Raw genomic sequence first — 23,986 nt, forward strand, 5'->3', positions numbered from 1 at the left:
TCTCTAAGAGTTGTGTAATGAAGTAATTCGCTTGCGGTTAGGATTGCTTCTCTACGAGACGCTCCGCGAATGCTCCGTTCCCAATGAATGTAAAAATTTTGTCCAGCTACTTATTCCAAGCTCTTGTGCCATTTAAAATAGTATCTTTATTTTCGCGCTCTCTGTACTAGTTGGTTTATCGAGAATGCTGTAAGATTTCAGTTTAATGCCACTTATAAAACTGGTACAATCCTTGTGCCATTTTCTACTTACTTCAGTTGCTCTTGAGCTTGCTTTTTGGAGTCCAGTTACCAAACTGGTCTTACTATTGATACCAGTAAACTTACCACTCAATACAATTATTGTTAACACCAATTCTCCAAAATGAAATTATAGATACAAGTTTGGAAACCCAGATTAAATCTGACTTTTTTAATTACGAATTGGTATAAATCACTCATATAAAAACTAGGAAATATGCAAATAATTGGTACTCAAAAAGACAGTCCAGCTTGGATTATTTAAACTTGGGCAGCTTTTGTGATTTCTATTTCTATGACCACCTTTGGCATTGTAAACTTACCTGTAAATGGCTGGGTGAAAGGCTTTATGGGTATGGGTATGGCTTTCTCTGTTGGCTCAACTTTTACTTTGGCGAAAACTACTAGAGATTTGCATGAAAATAGAAGATTAACCGCTAGGTTAGACGAGGCAAAAGTAGAAAAATTGCTTTCACAACACGATCCTCTCAATTTTAAATGAAGGCAGCCATAACAATTTTGGATTAATGGGATTTAAACAGAAATTCTTTTCAGCAATATCAAATAATATTAACTCTTACCATTTGATGTGATTTACACATCAAAAATTAACTAGTATGACAAAAAGCAAAAGGACTGGATACCAGTCCTTTATTATCTTGATTTAACGTTTTTATCTTAAATAACGGGATTTTTTAGTTTTTAACTTTTGCTTTTTACGCCGACGTTCGCTAGCAGCAACTGCATGTTCTACCGGATAACCAACTACAGGAATTACCTGATATTTGCGTTCTTGTTCTAATTTTTTCAGTTCAGTGTAATCAACCCAATGAATGCAATCAACTGGACAAGTGTCAATTGCCTCTTGAATAATTTCCTCAGCGTCCCCATCTTGCCGAACCACGCGCGATCGCCCGTAATCTGGTTCAATGTAAAAGGTATTACGTGCAACATGAGCGCAATGCTTGCAACCAATACAGGTGATTTCGTCAACATAAACACCATTTTGGCGCAGCAAACCACCTAATTCCGGTTCTAAACCAGAACGTTCAGGGGAATCCCGTAAAAAACCCCCTAATTCTGGTTCCAAACCGGAACGATTATCTTCTTGTTCTTCCGGCGACGGCAGAAAATCAGCCATTACGCACTCCAGCGCTGTACTACCAGGCGAATTGAACCATCTTCATTTTTTTGTTGTTCAGAGACTTGAAAACCAACACGAGCGGTTTCTTTCACAACTGTTTGATAAGCATAGCACTGTGTTACCTGACGTAAAAATCCGTCCACAGACAGGTTTTGCTGCCAATATTGCAAGTCAGCTACCAGTTCATATTCCTTGCCATTCCATCTAAAGCCGATGTCATAGCCATTTTCCTGCTCAATACTAACTTCTGCAGGATGGGTTTGACCGCGATAGCCGCGTACTTCTCGTGGCCCGGGTTGCCAGTCTATGCCTAATTCAGTCAGAGCATCTTTCAAAGAATCAAGGTTACGAATTTGAGTCTTAATTTGGCTAAAGTGTGACATGATGGTTGTGAATTAATTACACTAAACTACTGTGAAAACTTACCAATCGCTGTAAGTGGTGTGTGTATTCGCCACATTAGATTGCTGCACTTTTGCGGCGAAATATTCTGAGGTTGGCTCATGATTAAGTACTTGCCCCAGCTGTGCCTCTATTGCTGCTGTAACCTCAGCGCAAGAAGCACCCACAATGCCAGTGACTTTCTCTTGTACCCGACCGTCTGGATAGATTATGAACTCTAATGTCTCCATGCTCTTGGCCAACCACCATAAGTACGGTTAAATTCTACTGCCTTAGTAGAAGGCTACAAATATAGCCCTAGGAACATTTTTACTTAGATACAAACTTACCATTTGTTAAATAATGTTCCATCTCTCAATATATATATCTCAGAATCTTTACAAAAATTATTAATTTTGTAAGCAGTCACATCAGTATTTAGTTAGTCTCTCTTAACCTCATCGATTAGTCAAGGTAACTACTGAGCTTGCCAAGTAAGCGGCAAAAGTCCTAAAAATAAGCATTAGACGTAGTATAGCTAGCCAAATAAGTTACAAAAATATAGAAATTATTGAAAAAATTATCAATATTAAGTTTGCCCTATTCCTCCAGAGTTTCCCGCAAGATAGTAGCTATCATGAGCTGCGTATATCCTCCGGGTTCACCAGTCATGATGCGATCGCTAGCCTTATACTTATTGAAGCGTCAGTTTGGTGTAGCAAAATGTTATGCTGCTTGACTACGTAACAACCTCGAATCACCTTCCTTTGTAATTATTTCAAAACAAGAATCCATCTCAAGAAATAATTCCCAGTAATCTTTTCTGCACTAGGTAGCCAACCTTTTAATCACAATATCTTTCAAGTTGATTATTACGCTTACCTTTCCAAAGGTTATCAGCTAAGGCAACAACTTCTCAAGTCAGCATTCCATTCTTTACTATCGCCCATGAGAACGACAACATCGTGCAAGGTTTGGATTAATTACCTTATCGGCAGGTTTCGTTTCTGGTAGTTGAAGAAACTAATTTTAATGCTGCGATCGCTTTATAGGTTTTGTATATGATGCCATATTGTTACCACACTCCTGGACGCAAGCTTATTTACGACCAAAATCGGCTGGTATCTCTCCCCAAGACACAGTGTTCCATTTGAGAATAGGATTGATATACTCATTAGTTTCCAACCATTTTAATGCTCTATCTACCAAATTAAATATTTCTTCGTTGTCTGTACTTCGGTTTAACTTTGTTCGCACTTTCTTGTTTTTTACCCACAGAATAGCTGTCTCTGAATCGGAATAAATAGGTATATTACTACCTTGATTATTGAGGTGTACAAGAGCATGAACAATAGCCAAAAACTCTCCAAGATTATTCGTTCCATTCGGCATTGGACTTTTATGGAAAATAACTTTACGTGTTGCTGTATAAATACCTCGATATTCAACATAACCTGGATTACCTAAGCATGAAGCATCAACACAAAGACTATTTATAATTAACTCTTTCGCAGGAAAAATTTTTGTTTTTGTCTTCTGCTGCTTTACTTCTTCTTGCTCAGTCGTGATCATAAAATTCTGTTCTGTAAGCTCTAATGCTGCTTCTGCCTCTTCTTTAGTCTTAAAAGACTTGTACAGCGCACCACTGAAACCGTTAATTTGTTCTTCACATTCCTCCCAATTTGTGAATATACCTGTCTTTCGACCTTTAAAAACGGCGTAGTATTTCTTGGATGGCATTTAATATACAATTCCACTTCATTAGTTTCATAATAAGCAATCAACTCATATAAATCTTCAACATATTTAACGAATTGCCCCATATTGGAAAGTAAAACGCCTTTATCTAGGTTGGGTAGTAAATGTGGATGTCCCGCTTCGTTACGGCATATTCTACAGAATTGAAATATCTGTTCAATTTTAATTTATAAATTATTTGTCCAACCATAATCGTGAGGCTTATTTTTAGAACTTTTGAAAGAGTGCTTGAATTCTTCAAATATTCTAGATATAAATTTTCCAAAGGTTCTGGATACAAATTTATTTCTCACAGTTTCATCCTTAATTGCTTTTGTATACGTATCAATAAGTAAATAGATTGCGTTTTCAGATGCTCCACCGAGTAAAAATGCACAGCCCAAATTAAAACCTGCTTTAACTGTAATGATAGCTTACTGAATGAATCTAACAATTACAGGATCTATATTGGTGATTCGTTCTTTCAAAAGTTCTGGGAATCTCTCAATCTCAAAAGGAAGCATATCCCCAATGCCCTCCTCATTCTCAATTGCAGCTTTTGCTTAGTTGAGTGCCTCTCTTAACTTGGATTCAGCGCCTTGTACTTGAACAGTACCTGTTTCATAAACTTTTACACAACTGTTAAATTTACAATTCTGAATGTCTATGTGTTTACAGCCACTCTCTAATTTTTCAGAAAACAACCATTGATTTCTCTCAATAAAAGACTTTATTTGACCATAATGCTTTTCTTGAATTTCAGACATTACAAGACTCCTCTAATTACAAGCTTCTTGTCTAGATATCTCAACTAAAATCTTAAAATACCGTTATATAGCCAAGTCTTATGGCCTAACTAGTCTAACTAAATTGCTATACACAACATTTCCGTATATCTACTATATTTAAAATAATATTAAGAATTTTCCGTAAATACCTTGGTGATACCCAGAAAAATTTTGAAAACGTAAGCCCTAACCTATGTCTTGAAGGTAGACATGTATCTTTATGGCTGCACACTAAATCACCAACCAAGACTTTCTGCTAAAAAAACGCATCCGTCAGCCGAAGAACCAAGGATAATAAAGCATAATTAACCTCTATAGCTTTGAGCTATCAGCCATCAGCCGCCAGTTACAAGCCGGAAGCTGAGATGCCGAATGCTAAAGGCTTTTGATTCAACTTAACCAATTGACTATGAATTCCGAAAAAGTCAAAAATTCTCTAAATATTGCGCCAGCTATACGCGTGGGAGTACTAGGTTTCGGCGGACTAGGACAAGCAGCTGCCAAGCTACTTGCTGGCAAACGGGAAATGATTTTAGTCGCAGCAGCAGATCATAAAGGCTACGCTTACGCTGCTGATGGTTTAAATACTCAAGAATGCATCGCTACCTACCAGTCCCAAGATTCAGTAGGTCATTTAGAGCCAGTTGGTACGTTAACAAATCAAAGTATTCAGGATTTAATCGAAATAGCTCAACCTGTGGATGGGTATTTTCTGGCTTTACCCAACTTGCCAAATGATTTTATTCCCTCTGTAGCCAAGCAGTTTATCAAATCCGGTTGGCGTGGGGTACTAGTGGATGCGATTAAGCGCACCACTGCTGTAGAACAACTACTGGCAATGAAAGAGGAACTACAAGCAGCCGGGATTACCTACATGACAGGCTGTGGTGCTACACCCGGATTGTTAACCGCCGCAGCAGCTTTAGCAGCCCAAAGCTACGCCGAAATTCATCAAGTCGAAATCACCTTTGGGGTGGGAATTGCCAACTGGGAAGCTTACCGCGCCACCGTTCGGGAAGATATTGGCCACATGCCTGGTTACACAGTGGAAACAGCTAGAGCGATGACTGACGCAGAAGTAGAAGCACTACTAGATAAAACTAATGGCGTACTTACCTTGACGAATATGGAACACGCTGATGATGTGATGCTAGAGGTAGCGGGAATAGTGGGGCGAGATCGCGTTACTGTTGGTGGTGTAGTCGATACTCGCAATCCTAAAAAGCCCCTCAGCACCAACGTTAAGGTAACAGGGCGCACTTTTGAAGGTAAGATTTCCACCCATACCTTTATTCTAGGAGATGAAACCAGCATGGCAGCCAATGTCTGCGGCCCTGCCTTTGGCTATCTCAAAGCTGGTAAACAATTGCACCAACGCGGCATTTATGGAATATTCACTGCTGCCGAAATTATGCCCCAATTTGTCAGGTAATAATTAAAAGTTAGGAGTACAGACCCGATTAATCGCGTCTGTACAAAAATTAGCAGTTAAAAATATAAAATCGCAAATTTGGAGCATATTTAGAACCTCCGAACTTGCGATTTTAAACTTAAAACTCCTCACTATTAATTCCTAACTTTTCTAAGCTGATGGAGTTTCTGGAGAAAAAATATCTGTGGAATTCTCTTCAAGCAGCGAATCTGGCTTTTGTATAATAAATGGAAGTTCCGCTCCTATGAGTCCTCGTTGGATGCGTTCTAAAGTCTCACTAAAAATGACAAATAGAGGATATATAGTATTAGCTCCTTCACTCAAAATATGATTGTGACGGAGAGGCATCAACCACTCATAATCATTGTCCAGCCAAACTTGAGTTTGTCGCCAACGTCCTAACAAATCAGAAAAGTCTTCATCAGCACGATGAATAAAGATTAGAATTTCTGCTCCAGTTTTGATTTTCCACTCTGGATCGCACATCAAAATTGCCACATCACAAGGTAAGCAAATCGTTTGTGAGGCTGTTGTAGCAGTATTGCGAAGGCGGACAATTGGCAAGGGGATAGTGATGACACTTTCATCTGGACGGCGCAGACTGGGAATCATCTCCAAGTATGGCCGATATTGTTTTAGTAAGGCGATCGCAGCTAGATGATTGCTGTACTCTGCCAAACTCGCTTCATAGTGAGATTTTTGTACAGTCATAGTTTATTAAATAGTGAAAATTAAGAGTTAGGAATTAAGAATAAAATTAATCAGTTAAGAGTTAAAAGTTAGAAACAAAACTTTTAATTCCTAACTCATAACTTATAACTATTAACTTTTAATCCTCTATCCCAACTTTTCAAATACCTTAAACATAGGCAAATACATTGCTAGCAAAATGGTTCCAACCATACCCCCTACAAATACAATCATAACTGGTTCCAAAATACTGGTCATTGCTTTTACTGCCTGCTCGACTTCATCTTCATAGAAATCGGCAACTTTCATCAACATTCCATCTAATTCTCCAGTTTCTTCTCCGATACTAATCATCTGAATTGCCATAGCTGGAAAAACGCTATCTTTTTGTAAAGCAATACTAATCATACCTCCTTGTTGAATCTCTATACGGGCTGCGTCTATGGCATTGGCAATCACTTTGTTTCCTGATGTATCTCGGACAATTTCTAAGCAAGTTAAAATTGGTACACCTGAACGAGTCAAAGAACCAAAAGTTCGGCTAAAGCGGGCAACCGCAGATTTTTGAATTAAGTCACCAAACAATGGCATCTTGAGGGAAAAACGATCAATTGTTAAGCGACCGACAGGAGTTTTACTGTATTGTGTAAAGGCAATTTTCGCTCCTATAAGAGCAGCGATAAGCACGAAAACCTTCGGACTTCTCAAAAATTGACTAGCATCCATCAAAAATTGTGTTAAAGGCGGTAATTCAGTTCCGATTTCTGTAAAAATCTTTGCAAAAACGGGAATCAGAAAAATGGTCATACCAAGAAAGATAGCAAGTGCGATAAAACCTACAACACTTGGATAAGACAATGCTGATTTAATTTGGTTTTGTAAGCGGGCAACATCTTCTAACAACTTGGCTAAACGATTCAATACTTCGTCTAGAACACCACCAACTTCGCCAGCTTGAATCATACTCACATATAATCCATCAAAGCAGTCAGGATGCTTCCGCATTGACTCTGAAAGATTCATTCCGCTTTGAACATCGTTGCTAATCTCAATTAGGGCTTGTTTGAGTTTAGTATTACTACACTGCTCGGAAAGTACCCCTAAACTTCTAACGATCGCAACTCCCGCATTCATCAAAACGGCAAATTGACGAGAAAAAACGGCTTTGTCTTTCACAGAAACCTTAACAAAGGAATTCTGAAATTTTTTTAAGTCAAAATTTGGCTGAAATCCTTGAAATTGTTTGAGTTCTTGGACTACAAAACCTTGATCTCTGAGATTAGTACGAGCTTGCACCAAAGATTCGGCAGTAATTTTTTCTGTTCGGGATTTTCCTTGAGAATCCCGAACGCGGGCAACGTAGGTTGGCATAAATCAATTCAAAATAATCGTTATTTATTAGAGATGGGACATTGGGCATGGGTTATTCTGCTTGTCCCCAGTTCCTTTAATGCGCTTTGGCAGCCGCACCGGGTTTCGCACCTGCTGCCTGCGGTGGTACAGAAGTACCGATGAGACGTTGGATTTCATCTGGCTTAGAAGTCTTAGACATCGCCGCTTCAAAGGAAATCGTTCCTGCTTTGTAAAAATCGGCTAAAACCTTCTCCAGAGTTTGCATTCCCAATTTACCGCCAGTTTGAATAGCCGAGTAAATTTGAGATGTTTTGCCTTCTCGAATCAAGTTGGAAATAGCAGGAGTGACAATCAAAATTTCTTGAGCCATCACCCGACCATATTCACCGGGTTTAGGGTTTTTCTTAGATACTAAGGTTTGGCTAAATACTCCCACTAAGGAGTTAGACAATTGCACCCGCACTTGGGTTTGTCTTTCATGGGGGAAAACGTCGATAATCCGGTCAACAGTTTGGGCGGCAGAACTGGTGTGTAGCGTACCAAATACTAAGTGTCCTGTTTCTGCTGCGGAAATCGCCAAAGAAATCGTTTCTAAATCCCGCATTTCCCCCACCAGAATAATATCTGGGTCTTCCCGCAGGGCTGCTTTCAAAGCATTAGCAAAGCTCTTAGTATCTTCTCCCAGTTGCCGTTGGTGAACCAAGCTTTTAATTGGTTCATAGACAAATTCAATCGGATCTTCCACCGTTAAAATATGCTCTGCCTTGGTGCGATTAATCAAGTCAATCATTGCCGCTAAGGTAGTTGTCTTACCGGAACCTGTAGGGCCTGTGACTAGAATAAGTCCTCTGGGCTTATCGCACATTTCCCGCACTATATCTGGCAGACCTAATTTTTCAAAGTTAGGAATTTTAGAACTTAATGCCCGTAAACAAGCGGCATAAGCACCACGTTCTTTATAGACATTCACCCGGAAGCGAGCCAAACCCTTAACACCATAAGAACAATCCAATTCCCAGGTCTGCTCTAAGGTTTTACGCTGAGTGTTGTTGAGCATACTAAAAATCAGCCTTTGACATTGATCGGCTGTTAATACATGCTCACCGATGGGGGTGAGTTTGCCACTGATACGAAAGTAGGGAGGCAAACCTGCGGATAAATGCATATCCGAGCCACCCATTTCAATCAACTGCTCCATCAGGTCTTCAATCATCATTTCCATAGTTCTGCTTCCTTTTAATGTTTGTTATTTGTCCTTTGTCCTTTGTTATTTGTCTTTTGTCAGTTGTCATTTGCTTAAAGTTACTAACCATCGGCCAATGACTAATAACTAATGACTATTAGCCTTAAAACCGAGATGTCATACAGTAGGGACAATCGAGCCATTCTGGTTTCAATGTGGCCTCGCAAGTCCGGCAGGTAAGACCAGTCTTGCGTTTGGCTTTTAACTCGGCTTCTAAACCAGTATCAGTAAACGTCACCCGTTCTACTTCTTCTAGGGTGGTAGAACCTTGGCGCACTAAGTCCAAACTGTAAGCCAGCAAGGTTTTCATGCCCTCTTCTATTGCCACTTCCTTGATGCGTTCCGTGGGTGCATCTTCGTTGATGAGAGTTTGCAGGTTTTCGGTGACTCGCATGACTTCATAAACACCACAACGCCCTTTGTAGCCGACCCCATTACATTTTGAGCAAAGCTGATTTTTGCTTTTGGCTTCCGCGATCGCATCTAATGTCAAGGTGTTAGCCTTATAGAAAGTAACTCCGACATCTGAGGAAGCGGATAGACCATAACGACCTAATTCTTCGGTTGTGGGGGTGTAGGCAATACGACATTCAGAACATACACGCCGCACCAAACGTTGAGCTAAAACGCCAATTAGGGAACTAGAAACCATGAAAGGCTCAATCCCCATTTCTCCCAAACGAGCGATCGCACCTGGAGCATCATTGGTATGTAAGGTAGTTAATACCAAGTGACCCGTCAAGGCAGCCTCAATTGCTGTTTTTGCCGTTTCCTTATCCCGCGTTTCACCTACCAGTAGCACATCTGGATCTTGCCGCAAGAAAGCCCGCAGAGCAGTAGCAAAATCTAGCCCTTTTTCTCGAATCACCTGTACTTGAGTAATCCCTGGAAGACTGTATTCAATAGGGTCTTCCACAGTACTGATATTAATTCCGGGATCGTTCTTTTCTGATAATGCAGAATACAGCGAAGTGGTTTTCCCAGAACCAGTTGGCCCAGTTACCAAAATTAGACCAAAGGGACGGCTGACCATATCCTTAACAATATTCAAAGTCTCTGGGTCGGTAATTAACTTATCTAATCCCAATTGGGTAGAGGAGTTATCCAAAATCCGCAGCACCACCTTTTCCCCGTAGCGACTGGGCAAGGTATTCACACGGAAGTCTACCTTACGTCCCTCAAACAGTCGCCGGATGCGTCCATCTTGGGGTAGACGGCGTTCAGCAATGTCTAGATTGGAGATGATTTTAAATCGGGCTGTCACCGCCGGGATGATTTTTTTCGGCATTAAGGGGAAAGCTTCACGCAGTACGCCATCTTTCCGAAAGCGAATGCGTAAGCTTTCTTCTTGCGGTTCGATATGAATGTCAGAAACGCCCTCATGCAAGGCTTTAGCCAGGATTCTGTTGACTAGGTTGATAACTGGGGCATCCTCTGCACCCTTCATCGCTGCCCCTAGATCAGCCTCCATTTCTTCAGGAGCATCCTCAATATCGAGATTTCCAAGATTTTCTAAATCCTGACTAATATCTGTAGAGTTTTCTCGTTCTAAGTGCTTTTGCTTAACAGCCATTTCATCCAAATATTGGTTGATTAGCTGTTGATAGTCTTCCTGTGTAATCACCATGCGCTGCAACGCCAAGCCTTGGGGGCGCAAGATGCGATTCAGATCATCGGAAGCCTCTAGATTATCTGGAGCGACCATCGCCACTAAAACTGAGGGCGGGGTTTGGTCTTCGTGTTTCGATAGTGGTACTAAACGGTGACGACGGCAAATATCCACTGGGATGAGGGTTTCAATCAGGTTCGCCATCTCCGTGTTGCCAAAGGAATTGACTTCCGGATCAAGGAATTCAACACCGTATAGTATTTTAAGTTCAAATAGCTGCTGTTTTTTGTATTGCCTGAGCAACTCAGGTGATAGTTGTTGCCCAGTGATTGACTCTAATACTTCCGTTAAGGGTCTGCCAGATTTGCGGCTTTCAATTAGTGCCTGTCTCATCTGTTCGGTATTGACATAGCCAGATTGCACTAGCTTGTTGCCGAAGGGTGAAAACTCTGTTCTAGTAGTTAGAGCGGTACTGCGCCGTTGTGGTGACGAGTTCATAAATGAGCAATTAATTTGGGAAACCTCTGCTTTAAAGTATTCCCAGGCTGTGAGACAGAATTCTCATTTACCAAAAAAGTCCTAAGTCGCCCAACTTCTCAGCAACAAAAGCCGCCGCTTTGCTCAACACTTCCTCCTGATTCGAGCCGCGTTTCGCGTAATTCTATCTACGTATTTCTCCTGTAATAAGTAGCCGTTCTATTTTTATTTTTTATTTTTTATTTATCGAACAGAATTCAGGAGTCAGGAGTCAGAATTCAGCAATGTTTTCTGTGCGAGTGGCGGATGAATAACTGGGTTTAAGACCCCCACCAAATCGTAGATTTGGTGGTCAACAAGAAAGTCGCGGGTCTGAATCCCCGACTGATAGCGCAGCGTTAGCGAGTCCGCGAGCGTCTTGATTCTGACTCCTGTATTCTGGCTTCTGAATTCTTCTTCAATTTTTTTATTATTTTTTATGTAGTTTTTAGTTTTGTAGCTCTTTTTATTTTTTTGTTATTATTGTATGATCTTGATTATTGTAAAACTCTGATGAAGCTATTTGGCATTCTTCCTTTAGTTGTTGGTAGTGCTGCTGGTATGCTTGCCACTACATCTCCTGCACACGCTTTCGATAACAATCCTTCTGACCCATCCAATTTTTCATTTTTTAACAGTTCTGACCCATCTGTTCTGACCCATACGGATGGATTTGGTGATTCTGATCGTCTTATTACCTATTATGGGTGGTTATGGGTAGCCACCTTTCTGAAGTTATATGGTTTTTATATCGTCGTCGAAATACTTGTATATATTATTAGAAATATTTTTTTATTTTAATTGTCGCATTATAGAATACTCGCTCTCGGCGGAAGGAATACTCGCCCTTGGTGCGCCCTGAAATGCTAGAAAGAGCATAATATTAAAAACCCGCATCGCCAAAGAAAGTTACTGCGACGGTTAGCTAGGATAAATTTTTCCACTTCCTGATTTCCCGTTTTTGATACCTGGCACTCTACGGCAAACGGCAGGGATAACTGTTGGGATGGGATAACGGCTTTTCTCCTGTTCGAGGGTGTGCTGCTATTGCTGATACTCAAATCTTTCAACAATCGACTTACCCAACAGCATTTTTGTTGTTTCTTTTTGGGTAGCTTGTATCGCTTATATCTTTATTAATAAATCTCGCACTCCGTTTCTATCGCGCCTCGGAATGAATTCCGAGTCTCATAGCTGAAGTCCACTTAAGTGGACTAAATTGATTGTTCAGCCCACTTAAGTAGACTTCAGCTATAGAGCCGCTAAACTTTAGTTTAGGGCGGGATGTCCGTAAGTGTGACAGTTTAACTCTGACAAAAATGTGGGTAAAAGATTTGAAACGTATGTGGACAGAACTTGTGTGTACACCGTAGCCCGAAGAGCAAGGAGGGGTTGGGGGTGGAGCGTTAGGGACTTTTGCAAGAGGTCTAGTATAGAAAAATTCCTTTCTGGTGGGTTAATTGAACCCGATAAAGTTCCATAAATGAATCAAATTCCTGGGTGTCAAAACTTGTGATCGCTTACCCGCCCATCGTAAGCGATCGCATTCTCGGAATTTTTTTTGCGTTCACTCATGGCTTGCGCAATTACAGACTCGCTTAACAAATCTTTAAAACCTAGCCCCATTTGATTCTTAAAGGTACACTACTCGTTCGGCTTCCCGCCTTAGTGGCGTCTGGGCTAAGGTGTTCACCATTTGTCACAATAAGAGGGCGGTTATATCATTTTCAGAAACTTGTCGGCAATAAAATCAGCCTCAGTGGCAAGCCGTGGATGACGACGGTTGCAAGCTGTGGAGATACACTGCCATCAAAAGCATCTGGAATGAGTAGACAATGATGGATGAAAATAAACAGATAAACAATACAAGCCAGCAATTGGGTGAACCAACAGAGGTAAAGCAAGCAATGAAGAGTGACTCCCCAGCCCAAATTAATTTCAATGAATCTGGTAGCGAGGTGACAGAGCAAGTGACAGCCCAAACTAATGTATCGGGGGATACGGCTAATCTCAATCCAGAAAATAGCGTCGCTGCAAGTGAGAAAACTGGAGTGGAAACAGCAGCTTTGGTAGAACTGACTCAACAAAACGACTCTCTCAAAACGCAGTTAGAAGAGCGTAGTACTCAATATATGCGGATTGCCGCTGATTTTGAGAATTACCGGAAACGTACCAGCAAAGAAAAAGAAGAGTTAGAGACACAGATCAAGCGGAACACCATTCTAGAATTGCTGCCAGTGGTCGATAATTTTGAGCGGGCGCGATCGCACCTAAAACCGCAATCTGAAGGCGAAATGACCATGCACAAAAGTTACCAAGGCGTTTACAAACAATTGGTAGATAGCTTGAAGCGCTTGGGTGTATCACCAATGCGTCCTGAAGGTCAAGAATTTGATCCGAACTTGCACGAAGCAGTAATGCGCGAACCTACGGATGAACATCCTGAAGGAACAGTGTTAGAAGAGTTAGTGCGCGGATATTACTTGGGTGATCGTGTACTACGCCATGCAATGGTCAAAGTAGCTGCTCCCAAGGAAGATACACCTTCTGCACCAGAAGATCAGTCGAGTTCAGCCAGCAGTTAAGCTGTAGTCGCTCGCCTCGCTGACCAAAAGTGCCTAGGTTCTAGTAAGGACGAGCATCGCGTACCTAAAACTTGGACAAGGCTTTGGATAACTCTCTGTGTTTAAATTTCTCTCTTGCTACCAGTAATAGGGGTTCCACAGACGTTATCCGCTAGCCTTGGTTCAGAGCAAAAAAGTTAGTCCGCGACATATTACAGCAGTAAACTCAGTAAAAATACTGATAATTATGGGAAAAGTTATTGGCATCGACTTAGGCACTACTAACAGTTGCGTCGCAGTTTTGGAGGGCGGTCAACCACTGGTGATCTCCAATTCTGAAGGTGGACGAACTACTCCAAGTATTGTGGGATTTGGGAAGAGTGGCGATCGCTTGATTGGTCAATTGGCAAAGCGCCAAGCCGTAACCAATGCCGAAAACACAATTTACAGTATTAAACGATTTATCGGGCGGCGTTGGGAAGACACTGAAACAGAACGCGATCGCGTCCCTTACAACTGTGTCAAAGGTCGAGACGATACCGTTGATGTCCAAATTCGCTCAAAAAACTACACACCACAAGAATTGTCCGCCATGATCCTGCAAAAGCTTAAGCAGGATGCAGAAAGCTTCTTAGGTGAGGAAGTTACTCAAGCAGTGATTACCGTACCAGCATATTTCACAGATGCCCAAAGACAAGCAACTAAAGATGCTGGCACAATTGCAGGATTAGAAGTCCTGCGAATCATCAATGAACCAACAGCTGCGGCTTTAGCTTTCGGATTGGACAAGCAAGACCAAGAGCAGCTAATTTTAGTATTTGACTTAGGAGGCGGAACCTTCGACGTATCGATCTTGCAACTTGGGGATGGCGTTTTTGAAGTTAAGGCGACTAGCGGTAACAATCAACTGGGTGGAGACGACTTTGATAATGCGATCGTCCTTTGGATGATGGAACGCTTCCAGCAACAAGAGAAAATTGACCTTTCCCAAGATAAAATGGCACTGCAACGCCTGCGGGAAGCAGCAGAAAAGGCAAAAATTGAACTCTCCAGTATGGTGAATACCTCCATCAACTTGCCATTTATTACTGCTGATGACACCGGACCAAAGCATCTGGAGATGGAACTCAGCCGCTCTAAATTTGAAGAACTGGCAGGAAAATTAATTGAAGCCACCATTGAACCAATGATCCAAGCGCTCAAAGATGCGGATCTCAAACCACAAAATATAGATCGGATTATTTTGGTAGGTGGTTCTACCCGTATTCCCGCAGTCCAAAACGCGCTAATTAAGTTTTTCAATGGCAAAGCTCCCGATCGCTCCATCAACCCTGACGAAGCCGTAGCATTGGGAGCGGCTATCCAAGCAGGTGTGTTGGGTGGCGAAGTAGATAATCTTTTACTATTAGATGTCACTCCTCTGTCCTTGGGAATTGAAACTTTGGGTGAAGTGTTTACCAAAATTATTGAACGCAATACCACAATTCCCACCAGTAAGTCACAAATTTTTTCCACAGCAGTTGATGGGCAAACCTCGGTAGAAATTCATATCCTCCAAGGTGAACGGGCAATGTCACGAGACAACAAGAGTCTCGGCAAGTTTCTACTAGCAGGAATTCCCCCATCGCCCCGTGGTGTGCCGCAAATTGAAGTATCCTTTGAAATCGATGTCAACGGCATCTTGAAGGTTTCTGCCCAAGACAAAGGTACAGGTAGAGAACAAAGTATCAGGATTACCAATACAGGTGGTTTAAGTACCAACGAAGTCGAACGGATGCGCCAAGAGGCAGAACTGTTTTCCGACGAAGATAGAAGACGTAAAGAACTGGTTGAACTCAAAAATCAAGCAGATAATCTGTTGTTCAGTTACGAATCCACCATTAAGGATAACAGCAGCTTTATCGGCGACCAGATGAAAACCTTGGCTAGTGAAAAAGTTTCACAACTCCAAGCTGCAATGATTGACTCTAGTATTTCCACAGTGGAATTTAAGCAGCGCTTAGACGACTTCCAACAAACCTTGTTTGCAATTGGTGCTGATGTTTACAATCGAGCTAATAGCCAAAGTGATGAGATTGAGGAGGCTTCAGCTAATGTCTTTACCCCAGAAGTAGACTTACCAATGAATGGCACACTAATACCACAATTCAACTTTGATTTTGACGAAGAAAGTACTGCCCAGGTTGATTATGAGGCGATAGATTAGGGGTTGGGCATTGGGAAGAGGCAGAGGGGCAGGGAGCTCTTAGCTGGGAGCTCTTAGCTGGGAGCAGAGGGGAAAGAGTAAATAAAAAGGTAATTCTTTATTTTCTTCCTTGCCCCCAGCTAAGAGCTCCCCTGCCTCTTACCCACTCCCCTAAGTTGCAGATTTTTCTTAAGGCACTTTAATATATCTATATATTTAGATTATAAATTTAGCGAAGTTTCACAAGACCCCAGCAGTTTGCTAGATTGTAGAAGCAAATTACTGTGGGCTAGGCAGTGTGCCAGTTCAGATGCACTTCCATTGCATAAGGGTGGTTTTCCACACCTAATGGTGCGGCTAGCCCCTCTGGTTGATGGGCGGGGTTTTCCTCTCCTACGTAGCACAATTGTAAAAGAGACAGCCGACTCGGCAGTGAGAAGTCTGAGCATAGGCTTCCCCTGCTGCTAACTTCTATCGCTTTTGTCGTCTTCCACGAGGAAAGCACCTGTTGCTCAAGATTTGTCGGTGATTTTTATAAAAGGTAAAGGGTAAAATCAGTTATTAACAAAAATTTATTTTATCTTCTGCCTAACCTCCGGCAAGCCGCTCTCTAAAAGATACTGTGTTGCTTTATTTGTAGGCAAAACACTTTTCCGTAGGGTAGCAAGTGACCGTGACGTTCTACTGCCTTCTGCTTTCTTCCTTCTAACTTTTACCTTTGCTATATGGCCCGCGACTATTATGAAATCCTGGGTGTCTCTCGTGACACCGACAAAGAAGAAATCAAACAAGCCTATCGCCGTTTAGCCCGGAAGTATCACCCAGATGTGAACAAAGAACCGGGGGCGGAGGATCGCTTTAAAGAAATTAACCGCGCTTATGAGGTACTCTCAGAGCCAGAAACCCGCGCTCGTTACGATCGCTTTGGCCCAGAGGGTGTGTCAGGTGCTGGCTCAGGTTTCCAAGATGTTGGCGATATGGGTGGTTTTGCCGATATCTTTGAAAGCATCTTTAGTGGCTTTGCTGGCGGTATGGGTAATCCCACGCAACAAAGACGGCGCAGTGGGCCAGCTAGGGGTGATGACCTGCGGCTAGACCTGAAGTTAGACTTTCGGGAAGCGGTATTTGGCGGGGAAAAAGAAATTCGCATTTCCCATCTAGAAAATTGTGAAGTTTGTAGCGGTTCTGGTGCTAAACCTGGAACCCGCCCCCGGACTTGTTCTACTTGTACCGGATCGGGTCAAGTCCGCCGTGTCACCAGAACACCTTTTGGCAGTTTTACCCAAGTTTCGACTTGTCCCACCTGTAATGGGACAGGGATGGTAATTGAAGATAAGTGTGATGCGTGTGATGGTAAAGGCGCAAATCAAGTCACAAAGAAACTCAAAATTACCATTCCGGCTGGTGTGGATAATGGCACACGCTTGCGGATTTCTAGTGAAGGAGATGCCGGCCAACGCAGTGGCCCTCCTGGGGATTTGTACGTTTACTTGTTTGTAAATGAGGACGAGGAATTCCAACGGGATGGCATTAATATTCTCTCGGAAATCAAACTTAGCTACCTGCAAGCGATTTTAGGTTGTCGCTTAGAGGTAGATACGGTAGATGGCCCTGTGGAACTGATCATTCCGGCTGGAACCCAGCCTAATACGGTGATGAAGTTGGAAAATCGCGGCGTACCTCGTTTGGGTAATCCCGTCAGTCGAGGGGATCACATGCTGACAGTATTAATTGATATTCCCAACAAGGTCACCCCTGAGGAGAGGGAATTATTGGAGAAGCTGGCTAAAATTAAGGGAGATCGCACTGGTAAAGGCGGTATAGAAGGATTCTTGGGAAATTTATTTAAGTAATGAAGCCCTCTTCTCTTTTAACTCCTGATGCTCAACTTGATTTACGCGGCACTCCTTGCCCAATTAATTTTGTGCGGACAAAATTACGTCTGGAAAAAATGCCATTGGGAGGTTTACTAGAAGTCTGGCTAGACCCTGGTGAGCCGATTGAGCAGGTTCCCGATAGTCTGACAATGGCAGGTTATCAGGTGGAACAAATTACAGACTGTAGTAGTTATTTTTCTCTGTTAGTACGCCGTCCAGTTGCTGGCCAATGACAGGGGAAAATTTTGCCGCAACTGGGCAGTTATTGGGTACGGTGCTAGCCGTGCAGGCTAATTTTTACCGAGTACAGCTGGATCAAGAGGATAGAAAGATCGAGGAGATGAGGGAGCAAGATTGTTCTTATCTTCCCTATCTTCCTATCCTCCTCTGTACTCGCCGAACACGGCTGAAAAAAATCGGTCAACAGGTGATGGTAGGCGATCGCGTTGTGGTAGAAGAACCAGACTGGGCTGGGGGACGGGGTGCGATCGCTGATGTTTTACCCCGCCAAAGCGAATTAGATCGTCCGGCGATCGCTAATGTCAACCAAATCCTATTGGTATTTGCCGTTGCCGATCCACCTTTGGAACCTTATCAACTGAGTCGGTTTCTGATTAAGGCTGAGTCTACTGGCTTAGATGTACTTTTATGTTTGAATAAAAGTGATTTAATTACACAGCAGGAACAGCAGCAAATTAGCAATCGCCTCCTTGGTTGGGGTTATGAACCAATATTTATCAGCGTTAAAGACGGTATAAATACTAACCAGGCAGCCAGATATTTGAGCAGTAAAATTACTGTAATTGCTGGGCCTTCCGGCGTGGGTAAATCCAGCCTGATTAATACGCTGATTGAATCTGCCAAACTGCGAGTAGGGGAAGTTTCTGGCAAACTAGCTCGTGGTCGTCATACCACTCGCCATATAGAATTATTTGAGTTACCTAATGGTGGAATGCTTGCAGACACTCCTGGTTTTAATCAGCCGGATATGGATTGTATACCAGAAGAATTAATTCATTATTTCCCAGAAGCAAGAAAGCGGTTAGCAGTTGCTAGCTGTCGGTTTAGCGATTGTCTGCATCAAGACGAGCCTGAATGTGCGGTGCGGGGAGACTGGGAACGATATGAACATTATTTAGAATTTTTGGATGCTGCGATCGCCCGTCAAACTCAGCTGCACCAACAAGCCGATCCTGAATCTACGATGAAGTTAAAAAGCAAAGCCAAAGGGCAGAGTCAATACGAACCCAAGCTAGAAAGTAAAAAATATCGCCGCATTTCCCGCAAGACTCAGTTACAGAACTTGCAGGAATTATATCGGGATGAGGAATAAGGAGTGCGATGTCTACGACGGGCTATGACGCTCGATAGCGCAGCGTTAGCGACGCAGGAGCGTCTGACTCGCTACCGCTTCGCTATCGGTGTCCCACTTCTTCTATGTAAAGGTTGGTCACGATAGCATGGATACAAATAGAAAAACTATCTTGTATGTCTCAGCCCCTTGCTACCACCACTAGTGTAAAAGATGTCAATGAAAGTATAATTTTCCCACCAGGCGACATCTATAGTGACGAACCCCCATTGGAATCTGATTTACACCGCGAACAAATTGATTTACTTATCCGCCTCATCAAATGGTGGTGGCGTGATCGTCAGGATTTTTATGCTACCGGTAACCTGACAATCTACTTCAGTCCTAACCAGAAAAAGTCAGAAGAATTTCGAGGCCCTGATTTCTTTGTGGTTTTAGATACAGAAAAAAAAGACCGCAAAAGCTGGGTTGTGTGGCAAGAAGACGGCAAATATCCCAATGTGATTATTGAGCTATTATCTAATTCCACTGCCTCGGTTGATAAAGGTTTGAAAAAACAAATATATCAGAATACATTTCGCACTCCAGATTACTTTTGGTTTGACCCAAATAACCTAGAATTACAGGGATTTCACATAGTTGATGGGCAATACCAAGAACTTGTACCTATTGAGTCTGGTTGGTTGTGGAGTCAGCAATTAGGGCTGTATTTGGCAGTATATTTAGGCAAATTACGTTTTTTTACACCAGACAGGCAACTGGTAATGTTGCCAGAGGAAGAATCAAACCAACAATTACAGCAAACAAACCAACAATTACAGCAAACAAATCAAGAGCTAAAACAGGAACGTGAACGGTCTGCAATATTGACAGAACGATTACGAGCCGCAGGTATTGATCCTGAGCAAATATTCTGAAAAAGGCATGGGAAAATAGTACTATGAACCAAACAATATCTGATAAAGTCCGTTGGACAATCTCTAAAACTGTTCGCAACTTTGCTGGCTGATGACGAAATTATATCACCACTGTTACTAAGTTTCGGCGTTCGAGTTCAGCGTTTTTTTGAATAATTCTGGCGATCGCCGATCAAAAAATAGTAGAGGTAATCATACACATCACGAATTGATGAAAGAAGGACTTGTAAAGAGTGATTCCCGACGTGGAGTTTGGGAAATTAGTGAAGCTTGATACCAGTATCTTGCTGAACATGAAAATAGTAATTAGTAGATACATTCCAACTTCGCTGCTTTTACACTATGCACCTAAAAAGTTGGGAAATATACTTGTCACGACTTTAAGTCATGTACATCTAGTAGGTACTAGAGATTAGGATTGATAATTTGGTTAGAGATGAACAGTTAACATGAAGCAGCAACCTAAGCGTTCCTTTTATGTGAAATAGTTGACACTCGTATCTTCACTATCCCCATAAAGTCTTAAAATATTGTTAATTTCAGCCAAACCTCTCGACCTTCAACTTACAAGTATCACCCCAAAATCACTATGGCTATCGGCTACGTCGCGCTTGTACTTCACGCACATCTGCCCTTCGTTCGTCACCCGGAAAGTGACTACGTGCTGGAGGAAGAATGGCTCTATGAAGCCATCACAGAAACCTACATTCCATTATTGAAAGTATTTGAAGGCTTAAAGCGAGACGGTATCGACTTTAAAATCACGATGAGTATGACACCACCTCTAGTGTCGATGCTTCGTGACCCTCTGCTGCAAGAACGCTATGACGCACACTTGACCCAACTAGAAGAACTTATAGAACTAGAAGCAGAACATAATGTCAATAACGGACATCTTCGTTATTTAGCCGAACATTACATTACTGAGTTTAAAGAAGCGCGTCAGATATGGGAATGCAATCAAGGTGACTTGGTGACAGCTTTTAAGCAGTTCCAAGACAGCAACAACCTGGAAATCATCACTTGCGGCGCTACTCATGGCTATTTGCCGTTGATGAAAATGTATCCAGAAGCGGTGTGGGCGCAAATTCAGGTAGCCTGCGAACATTACGAGCAAACCTTTGGACAACCGCCCAGAGGCATTTGGTTGCCGGAATGTGCCTACTATGAAGGTTTAGATCGGATGCTAGCCGATGCTGGGTTACGCTACTTCCTCACTGATGGGCATGGCATCCTTTACGCCCGTCCCCGTCCGCGCTTTGGCACTTATGCCCCAATTTATACAGAAACTGGTGTTGCTGTTTTTGGTCGAGATCATGAATCTTCCCAACAGGTATGGTCTTCTGAAGTGGGCTATCCTGGGGCGGCAGAATATCGAGAATTTTATAAAGATTTGGGCTGGGAAGCAGAATATGAGTATATCAAACCCTACATTATGCCCAATGGTCAGCGAAAAAATACGGGTATTAAGTATCACAAAATTACTGGGCGTGGTTTAGGACTTTCAGATAAGGCGCTTTATGATCCTTATTGGGCTAGGGAAAAGGCGGCAGAACACGCTGCTAACTTTATGTATAACCGAGAGCAGCAATCTGAGCATCTCTATGGTATGATGCAGCGCCCGCCAATTATCGTTTCGCCTTATGACGCAGAGTTATTTGGACATTGGTGGTACGAAGGCCCCTGGTTCATCGATTACCTATTCCGTAAGTCGTGGTATGACCAAAAAACATATCAAATGACCCATTTAGCAGACTATTTGCGAGATCAGCCGACTCAGCAAGTCTGTCGTCCTTCGCAGTCGAGTTGGGGTTTTAAGGGTTTTCACGAATACTGGTTGAATGAAACGAACGCATGGGTTTATCCGCATTTGCACAAAGCTGCTGAACGGATGATTGAAATCTCGCATTTGGAACCAGAGGATGAATTGCAGTGGAGAGCGCTCAACCAAGCGGCGAGGGAATTGTTATTAGCACAATCTTCTGACTGGGCATTTATTATGCGGACGGGAACAATGGTACCCTATGCAGTTAGACGGACGCGATCGCACCTGATGCGGTTTAATAAGCTCTATGAAGACGTTAAAATCGGCAAAGTTGACAGTGGCTGGTTGGAAAAAGTCGAGTTAATGGATAATATCTTCCCCGAAATCAACTATCGCGTCTATCGTCCGTTATAGTCTCACAAAAAATAATCAACAGCAGTAGGGTGGGCATTGCTCACCCTATATTATTAGTAGTGAGGAACGTTTATTTTACCAACAACAGAGCAAGCCTTAGCCTGTGTAAGGATTTGCCAAATGCTGTCAAATTTGTACAAAGACATCCGCTTATTTCGATTTGACGACAAAACAGGCAAGTTTACATCCTAGCTGGAGATGAACTGCAAGTCATTGTACTAAATAATGGAATCTGGGATTTTGTCAATGAACCAGAATTATGAGCAAATGAGTTTTACAGAGTTGAGAGCTTACGTGGTGGAAAACCGCGAAGACATTGAGGCTCTACGTTTTTTAATGAGCAAACGTGACCCTAATTCTAAAGGCTATCCTATGCCTGTGACAGAAGCTGATATGCAAGCCCAGATGGAAATCATCAGGCGCAAGATTAATGGAGAACTTTGAGATTATTGTCTAATTCACTAAGCATAATTAGGGTGGTGTAAATCATACTCACCCTATTATTTTATTAACACTGCCGGATTTAGCTAAAGGCTATCTGGATCAATATTTAATTCTCGAAGTTTAGCAGCTAATCTTTGCACCTTTTGTTCCGTTTGCTGTCGAGCTTCTTCTGCGGCTTGTCGTGCTGCTGCTTCCTCTTCATGAGTTAGGAGTGTTTGACCCGTAGCTGGATTGTAAAAACGCAGTTTTCCTGCTTCCATTTTATAGAATTTGAACCTGTAGAATCAGGAACACCTATACCCTATCCGTGTCGGGTTGCTGATTTACCTCAAGTAGTACCGTATGCGATTGTAACTCCCAATAGTGAATGGTATGAATTGGGCGAAGATGCAGGAATAAAAGCCTTTGCAAATATGTTAAAGGGAAATCAGATCGTCAGTGACGAAGAAGCTGAGTGGCAACTTAAAGTCCAGGAAATTCTGGCACACTATTTAGATTACCTTTGTGTTGCTTTAATGTGCCACAGATAATTTTCTTACTACAGCTAACTAACCAAAACCCGATCGCCATGACTGGGAGGCTGTGAAATCACCAAAAATTCCAGATTGCGATCGCTTTCATTGAGCATCTGATGAGGAACATTAGGCGGAACTTCTACACCTTCGTGTTGAGAAAGCACTTGGTGGAAACTATCGATTTCTAAAGTTGCCTTTCCAGATAAGATAAAGAAAAACTGGAATGAGGAGTTTTTATTTTCGTTTTAATACGTGATCGCCACTCTTGAAATTTTATGAATAAGAAAGGAAAAGATTTATCTGCTAGTCGGCTTTGGTCGGAATTTTCACAAAACTATAAAACTGAAGCTATCGCATTAGCTGAAGCTATCAGATTATTAAATAAATGGTTTAAAACTACCGAATTAAATAGAAATATTAAACGACAAGTATATCTTATCAAAGATGAATGGATTCAAAAGCATGAGCAATACTTAACCGAATTTTATATTTCTGGTATTAGTGGCTACTCAAAAAATTTTCAACAGTTGTATGCTTATACATTTTGTATTGATGGAGAGTTTTTTTGTTTTCACAGTTATTTACGGTTAAAACAAAATACAAAAGTTTATATTACTCATCATGGCAGTAGCAAGGAACTTTTAGAGGAACAAATTAGGTTATTAGAAACTGAATTGCCTTTGTTTATACGTATGGTTAAACATCAACTTCAGTCCATACAGCCAGTGAAAGATTAGTTATATAATTTCTGGCTAGTGAGATTCTAATAAGATTCATTTATCGACATTTTCAAAGTCTAGTAGCAGTTACAGCGTATTTGAGGTTTATGAGGTACAGTAACAACAATTAGTAAACCAATTT

The 23,986-nt window shown here is 41.9% G+C and carries 24 protein-coding genes and 2 pseudogenes; 13 read left to right on the forward strand and 13 right to left on the reverse strand.

Annotated elements, in window-relative coordinates; genetic code table 11:
- Positions 1-456 precede the first annotated feature (456 nt).
- Positions 457-741, forward strand: a pseudogene (locus ACFE90_RS01030) (YiaA/YiaB family inner membrane protein).
- Positions 742-912: 171 nt separating this feature from the next.
- Here the strand turns inward: ACFE90_RS01030 and ACFE90_RS01035 are convergent.
- The 5 genes from ACFE90_RS01035 to ACFE90_RS01055 form a co-directional block, all read right to left on the reverse strand.
- Positions 913-1,380, reverse strand: coding sequence for a ferredoxin (locus ACFE90_RS01035; protein ID WP_375496933.1), 468 nt, complete (start codon positions 1,378-1,380; stop codon positions 913-915).
- Positions 1,380-1,766, reverse strand: coding sequence for a DUF1257 domain-containing protein (locus ACFE90_RS01040; protein WP_375496935.1), 387 nt, complete (start codon positions 1,764-1,766; stop codon positions 1,380-1,382). Before ACFE90_RS01040 ends, ACFE90_RS01035 begins: the two co-directional genes overlap by 1 nt.
- 39 nt (positions 1,767-1,805) lie before the next feature.
- Complete coding sequence (locus ACFE90_RS01045; protein WP_012406943.1) at positions 1,806-2,015, reverse strand: DUF2997 domain-containing protein; 210 nt, start codon at positions 2,013-2,015, stop codon at positions 1,806-1,808.
- An 847-nt stretch (positions 2,016-2,862) separates the two neighbouring features.
- Positions 2,863-3,504: a viroplasmin family protein gene (locus tag ACFE90_RS01050; protein WP_375496937.1), complete on the reverse strand. Its 642-nt coding sequence runs from the start codon at positions 3,502-3,504 to the stop codon at positions 2,863-2,865.
- Between the two features lie 560 nt (positions 3,505-4,064).
- The gene (locus ACFE90_RS01055) at positions 4,065-4,268 is read right to left on the reverse strand and encodes a hypothetical protein (RefSeq protein WP_375496939.1); all 204 of its coding nucleotides are present in this window, start codon (positions 4,266-4,268) and stop codon (positions 4,065-4,067) included.
- A 430-nt stretch (positions 4,269-4,698) separates the two neighbouring features.
- Between ACFE90_RS01055 and ACFE90_RS01060 the strand changes: the two genes are divergently transcribed.
- A complete protein-coding gene (locus ACFE90_RS01060; protein ID WP_375496941.1) occupies positions 4,699-5,721 on the forward strand; it encodes a saccharopine dehydrogenase-like oxidoreductase in 1,023 nt (340 codons plus the stop codon).
- A gap of 150 nt (positions 5,722-5,871) precedes the next feature.
- Here the strand turns inward: ACFE90_RS01060 and ACFE90_RS01065 are convergent, their stop codons facing one another.
- From ACFE90_RS01065 to ACFE90_RS01080, 4 genes are all read right to left on the reverse strand, one after another.
- Positions 5,872-6,432: a hypothetical protein gene (locus tag ACFE90_RS01065; protein WP_375496943.1), complete on the reverse strand. Its 561-nt coding sequence runs from the start codon at positions 6,430-6,432 to the stop codon at positions 5,872-5,874.
- Positions 6,433-6,558: 126 nt separating this feature from the next.
- On the reverse strand, positions 6,559-7,782 hold the full coding sequence (locus ACFE90_RS01070; RefSeq protein ID WP_375496945.1) for a type II secretion system F family protein: 1,224 nt from the start codon (positions 7,780-7,782) through the stop codon (positions 6,559-6,561).
- Between the two features lie 76 nt (positions 7,783-7,858).
- Positions 7,859-8,986, reverse strand: coding sequence for a type IV pilus twitching motility protein PilT (locus ACFE90_RS01075; protein WP_229453549.1), 1,128 nt, complete (start codon positions 8,984-8,986; stop codon positions 7,859-7,861).
- A gap of 124 nt (positions 8,987-9,110) precedes the next feature.
- On the reverse strand, positions 9,111-11,114 hold the full coding sequence (locus tag ACFE90_RS01080) for a GspE/PulE family protein (protein WP_375496947.1): 2,004 nt from the start codon (positions 11,112-11,114) through the stop codon (positions 9,111-9,113).
- A 531-nt stretch (positions 11,115-11,645) separates the two neighbouring features.
- Here ACFE90_RS01080 and ACFE90_RS01085 point away from each other — a divergent pair.
- Positions 11,646-11,933 (forward strand): hypothetical protein, encoded by a 288-nt coding sequence (locus tag ACFE90_RS01085; RefSeq protein WP_375496949.1) that lies wholly within the window; start codon positions 11,646-11,648, stop codon positions 11,931-11,933.
- A 702-nt stretch (positions 11,934-12,635) separates the two neighbouring features.
- On the opposite strand, the gene ACFE90_RS01090 is transcribed toward ACFE90_RS01085, so the two are convergent.
- Positions 12,636-12,758 carry a hypothetical protein gene (locus ACFE90_RS01090; protein ID WP_375496951.1) on the reverse strand — a complete coding sequence of 41 codons (123 nt, stop codon included), beginning with the start codon at positions 12,756-12,758 and terminating at the stop codon, positions 12,636-12,638.
- A gap of 209 nt (positions 12,759-12,967) precedes the next feature.
- On the opposite strand from ACFE90_RS01090, the gene grpE reads away from it, so the two are divergent.
- Both grpE and dnaK read left to right on the forward strand, forming a co-directional pair.
- Positions 12,968-13,717, forward strand: coding sequence for a nucleotide exchange factor GrpE (gene grpE, locus ACFE90_RS01095; protein ID WP_375496953.1), 750 nt, complete (start codon positions 12,968-12,970; stop codon positions 13,715-13,717).
- A 226-nt stretch (positions 13,718-13,943) separates the two neighbouring features.
- Complete coding sequence (dnaK, locus tag ACFE90_RS01100; RefSeq protein WP_375496955.1) at positions 13,944-15,902, forward strand: molecular chaperone DnaK; 1,959 nt, start codon at positions 13,944-13,946, stop codon at positions 15,900-15,902.
- 268 nt (positions 15,903-16,170) lie between these two features.
- On the opposite strand, the gene ACFE90_RS01105 is transcribed toward dnaK, so the two are convergent.
- Entirely contained in the window at positions 16,171-16,386 is a 216-nt protein-coding gene (locus ACFE90_RS01105) for a hypothetical protein (RefSeq protein ID WP_375496957.1), read from the reverse strand.
- A gap of 220 nt (positions 16,387-16,606) precedes the next feature.
- On the opposite strand from ACFE90_RS01105, the gene dnaJ reads away from it, so the two are divergent.
- From dnaJ to ACFE90_RS01140, 7 genes are all read left to right on the forward strand, one after another.
- Entirely contained in the window at positions 16,607-17,734 is a 1,128-nt protein-coding gene (gene dnaJ, locus ACFE90_RS01110) for a molecular chaperone DnaJ (RefSeq protein ID WP_375496959.1), read from the forward strand.
- Entirely contained in the window at positions 17,734-17,991 is a 258-nt protein-coding gene (locus ACFE90_RS01115; protein WP_375496961.1) for a sulfurtransferase TusA family protein, read from the forward strand. The genes dnaJ and ACFE90_RS01115 overlap by 1 nt, the downstream gene beginning before the upstream one ends.
- Positions 17,988-19,091 (forward strand): small ribosomal subunit biogenesis GTPase RsgA, encoded by a 1,104-nt coding sequence (rsgA, locus tag ACFE90_RS01120; RefSeq protein ID WP_375496963.1) that lies wholly within the window; start codon positions 17,988-17,990, stop codon positions 19,089-19,091. The genes ACFE90_RS01115 and rsgA overlap by 4 nt, the downstream gene beginning before the upstream one ends.
- Positions 19,092-19,246: 155 nt before the next feature.
- Entirely contained in the window at positions 19,247-19,987 is a 741-nt protein-coding gene (locus ACFE90_RS01125; protein ID WP_375496965.1) for a Uma2 family endonuclease, read from the forward strand.
- A 589-nt stretch (positions 19,988-20,576) separates the two neighbouring features.
- The gene (locus tag ACFE90_RS01130) at positions 20,577-22,166 is read left to right on the forward strand and encodes a glycoside hydrolase family 57 protein (protein WP_375496967.1); all 1,590 of its coding nucleotides are present in this window, start codon (positions 20,577-20,579) and stop codon (positions 22,164-22,166) included.
- 120 nt (positions 22,167-22,286) lie between these two features.
- The gene (locus ACFE90_RS01135; protein WP_375496973.1) at positions 22,287-22,358 is read left to right on the forward strand and encodes a hypothetical protein; all 72 of its coding nucleotides are present in this window, start codon (positions 22,287-22,289) and stop codon (positions 22,356-22,358) included.
- Positions 22,359-22,412: 54 nt separating this feature from the next.
- Entirely contained in the window at positions 22,413-22,610 is a 198-nt protein-coding gene (locus tag ACFE90_RS01140; protein WP_069070282.1) for a DUF6887 family protein, read from the forward strand.
- Positions 22,611-22,693: 83 nt separating this feature from the next.
- Here the strand turns inward: ACFE90_RS01140 and ACFE90_RS01145 are convergent, their stop codons facing one another.
- Together ACFE90_RS01145 and ACFE90_RS01150 are read right to left on the reverse strand one after the other, a co-directional pair.
- Positions 22,694-22,870: a hypothetical protein gene (locus ACFE90_RS01145; RefSeq protein WP_375496969.1), complete on the reverse strand. Its 177-nt coding sequence runs from the start codon at positions 22,868-22,870 to the stop codon at positions 22,694-22,696.
- Positions 22,871-23,154: 284 nt separating this feature from the next.
- Positions 23,155-23,340: pseudogene (locus ACFE90_RS01150) on the reverse strand (cupin domain-containing protein); the annotation flags it as partial.
- A gap of 60 nt (positions 23,341-23,400) precedes the next feature.
- Between ACFE90_RS01150 and ACFE90_RS01155 the strand changes: the two are divergent.
- Positions 23,401-23,862, forward strand: coding sequence for a hypothetical protein (locus ACFE90_RS01155; protein WP_375496971.1), 462 nt, complete (start codon positions 23,401-23,403; stop codon positions 23,860-23,862).
- Positions 23,863-23,986 lie beyond the last annotated feature (124 nt).

Source organism: uncultured Nostoc sp., assembly GCF_964245445.1.
In the GTDB taxonomy this organism is placed as follows: Bacteria; Cyanobacteriota; Cyanobacteriia; order Cyanobacteriales; family Nostocaceae; genus Nostoc.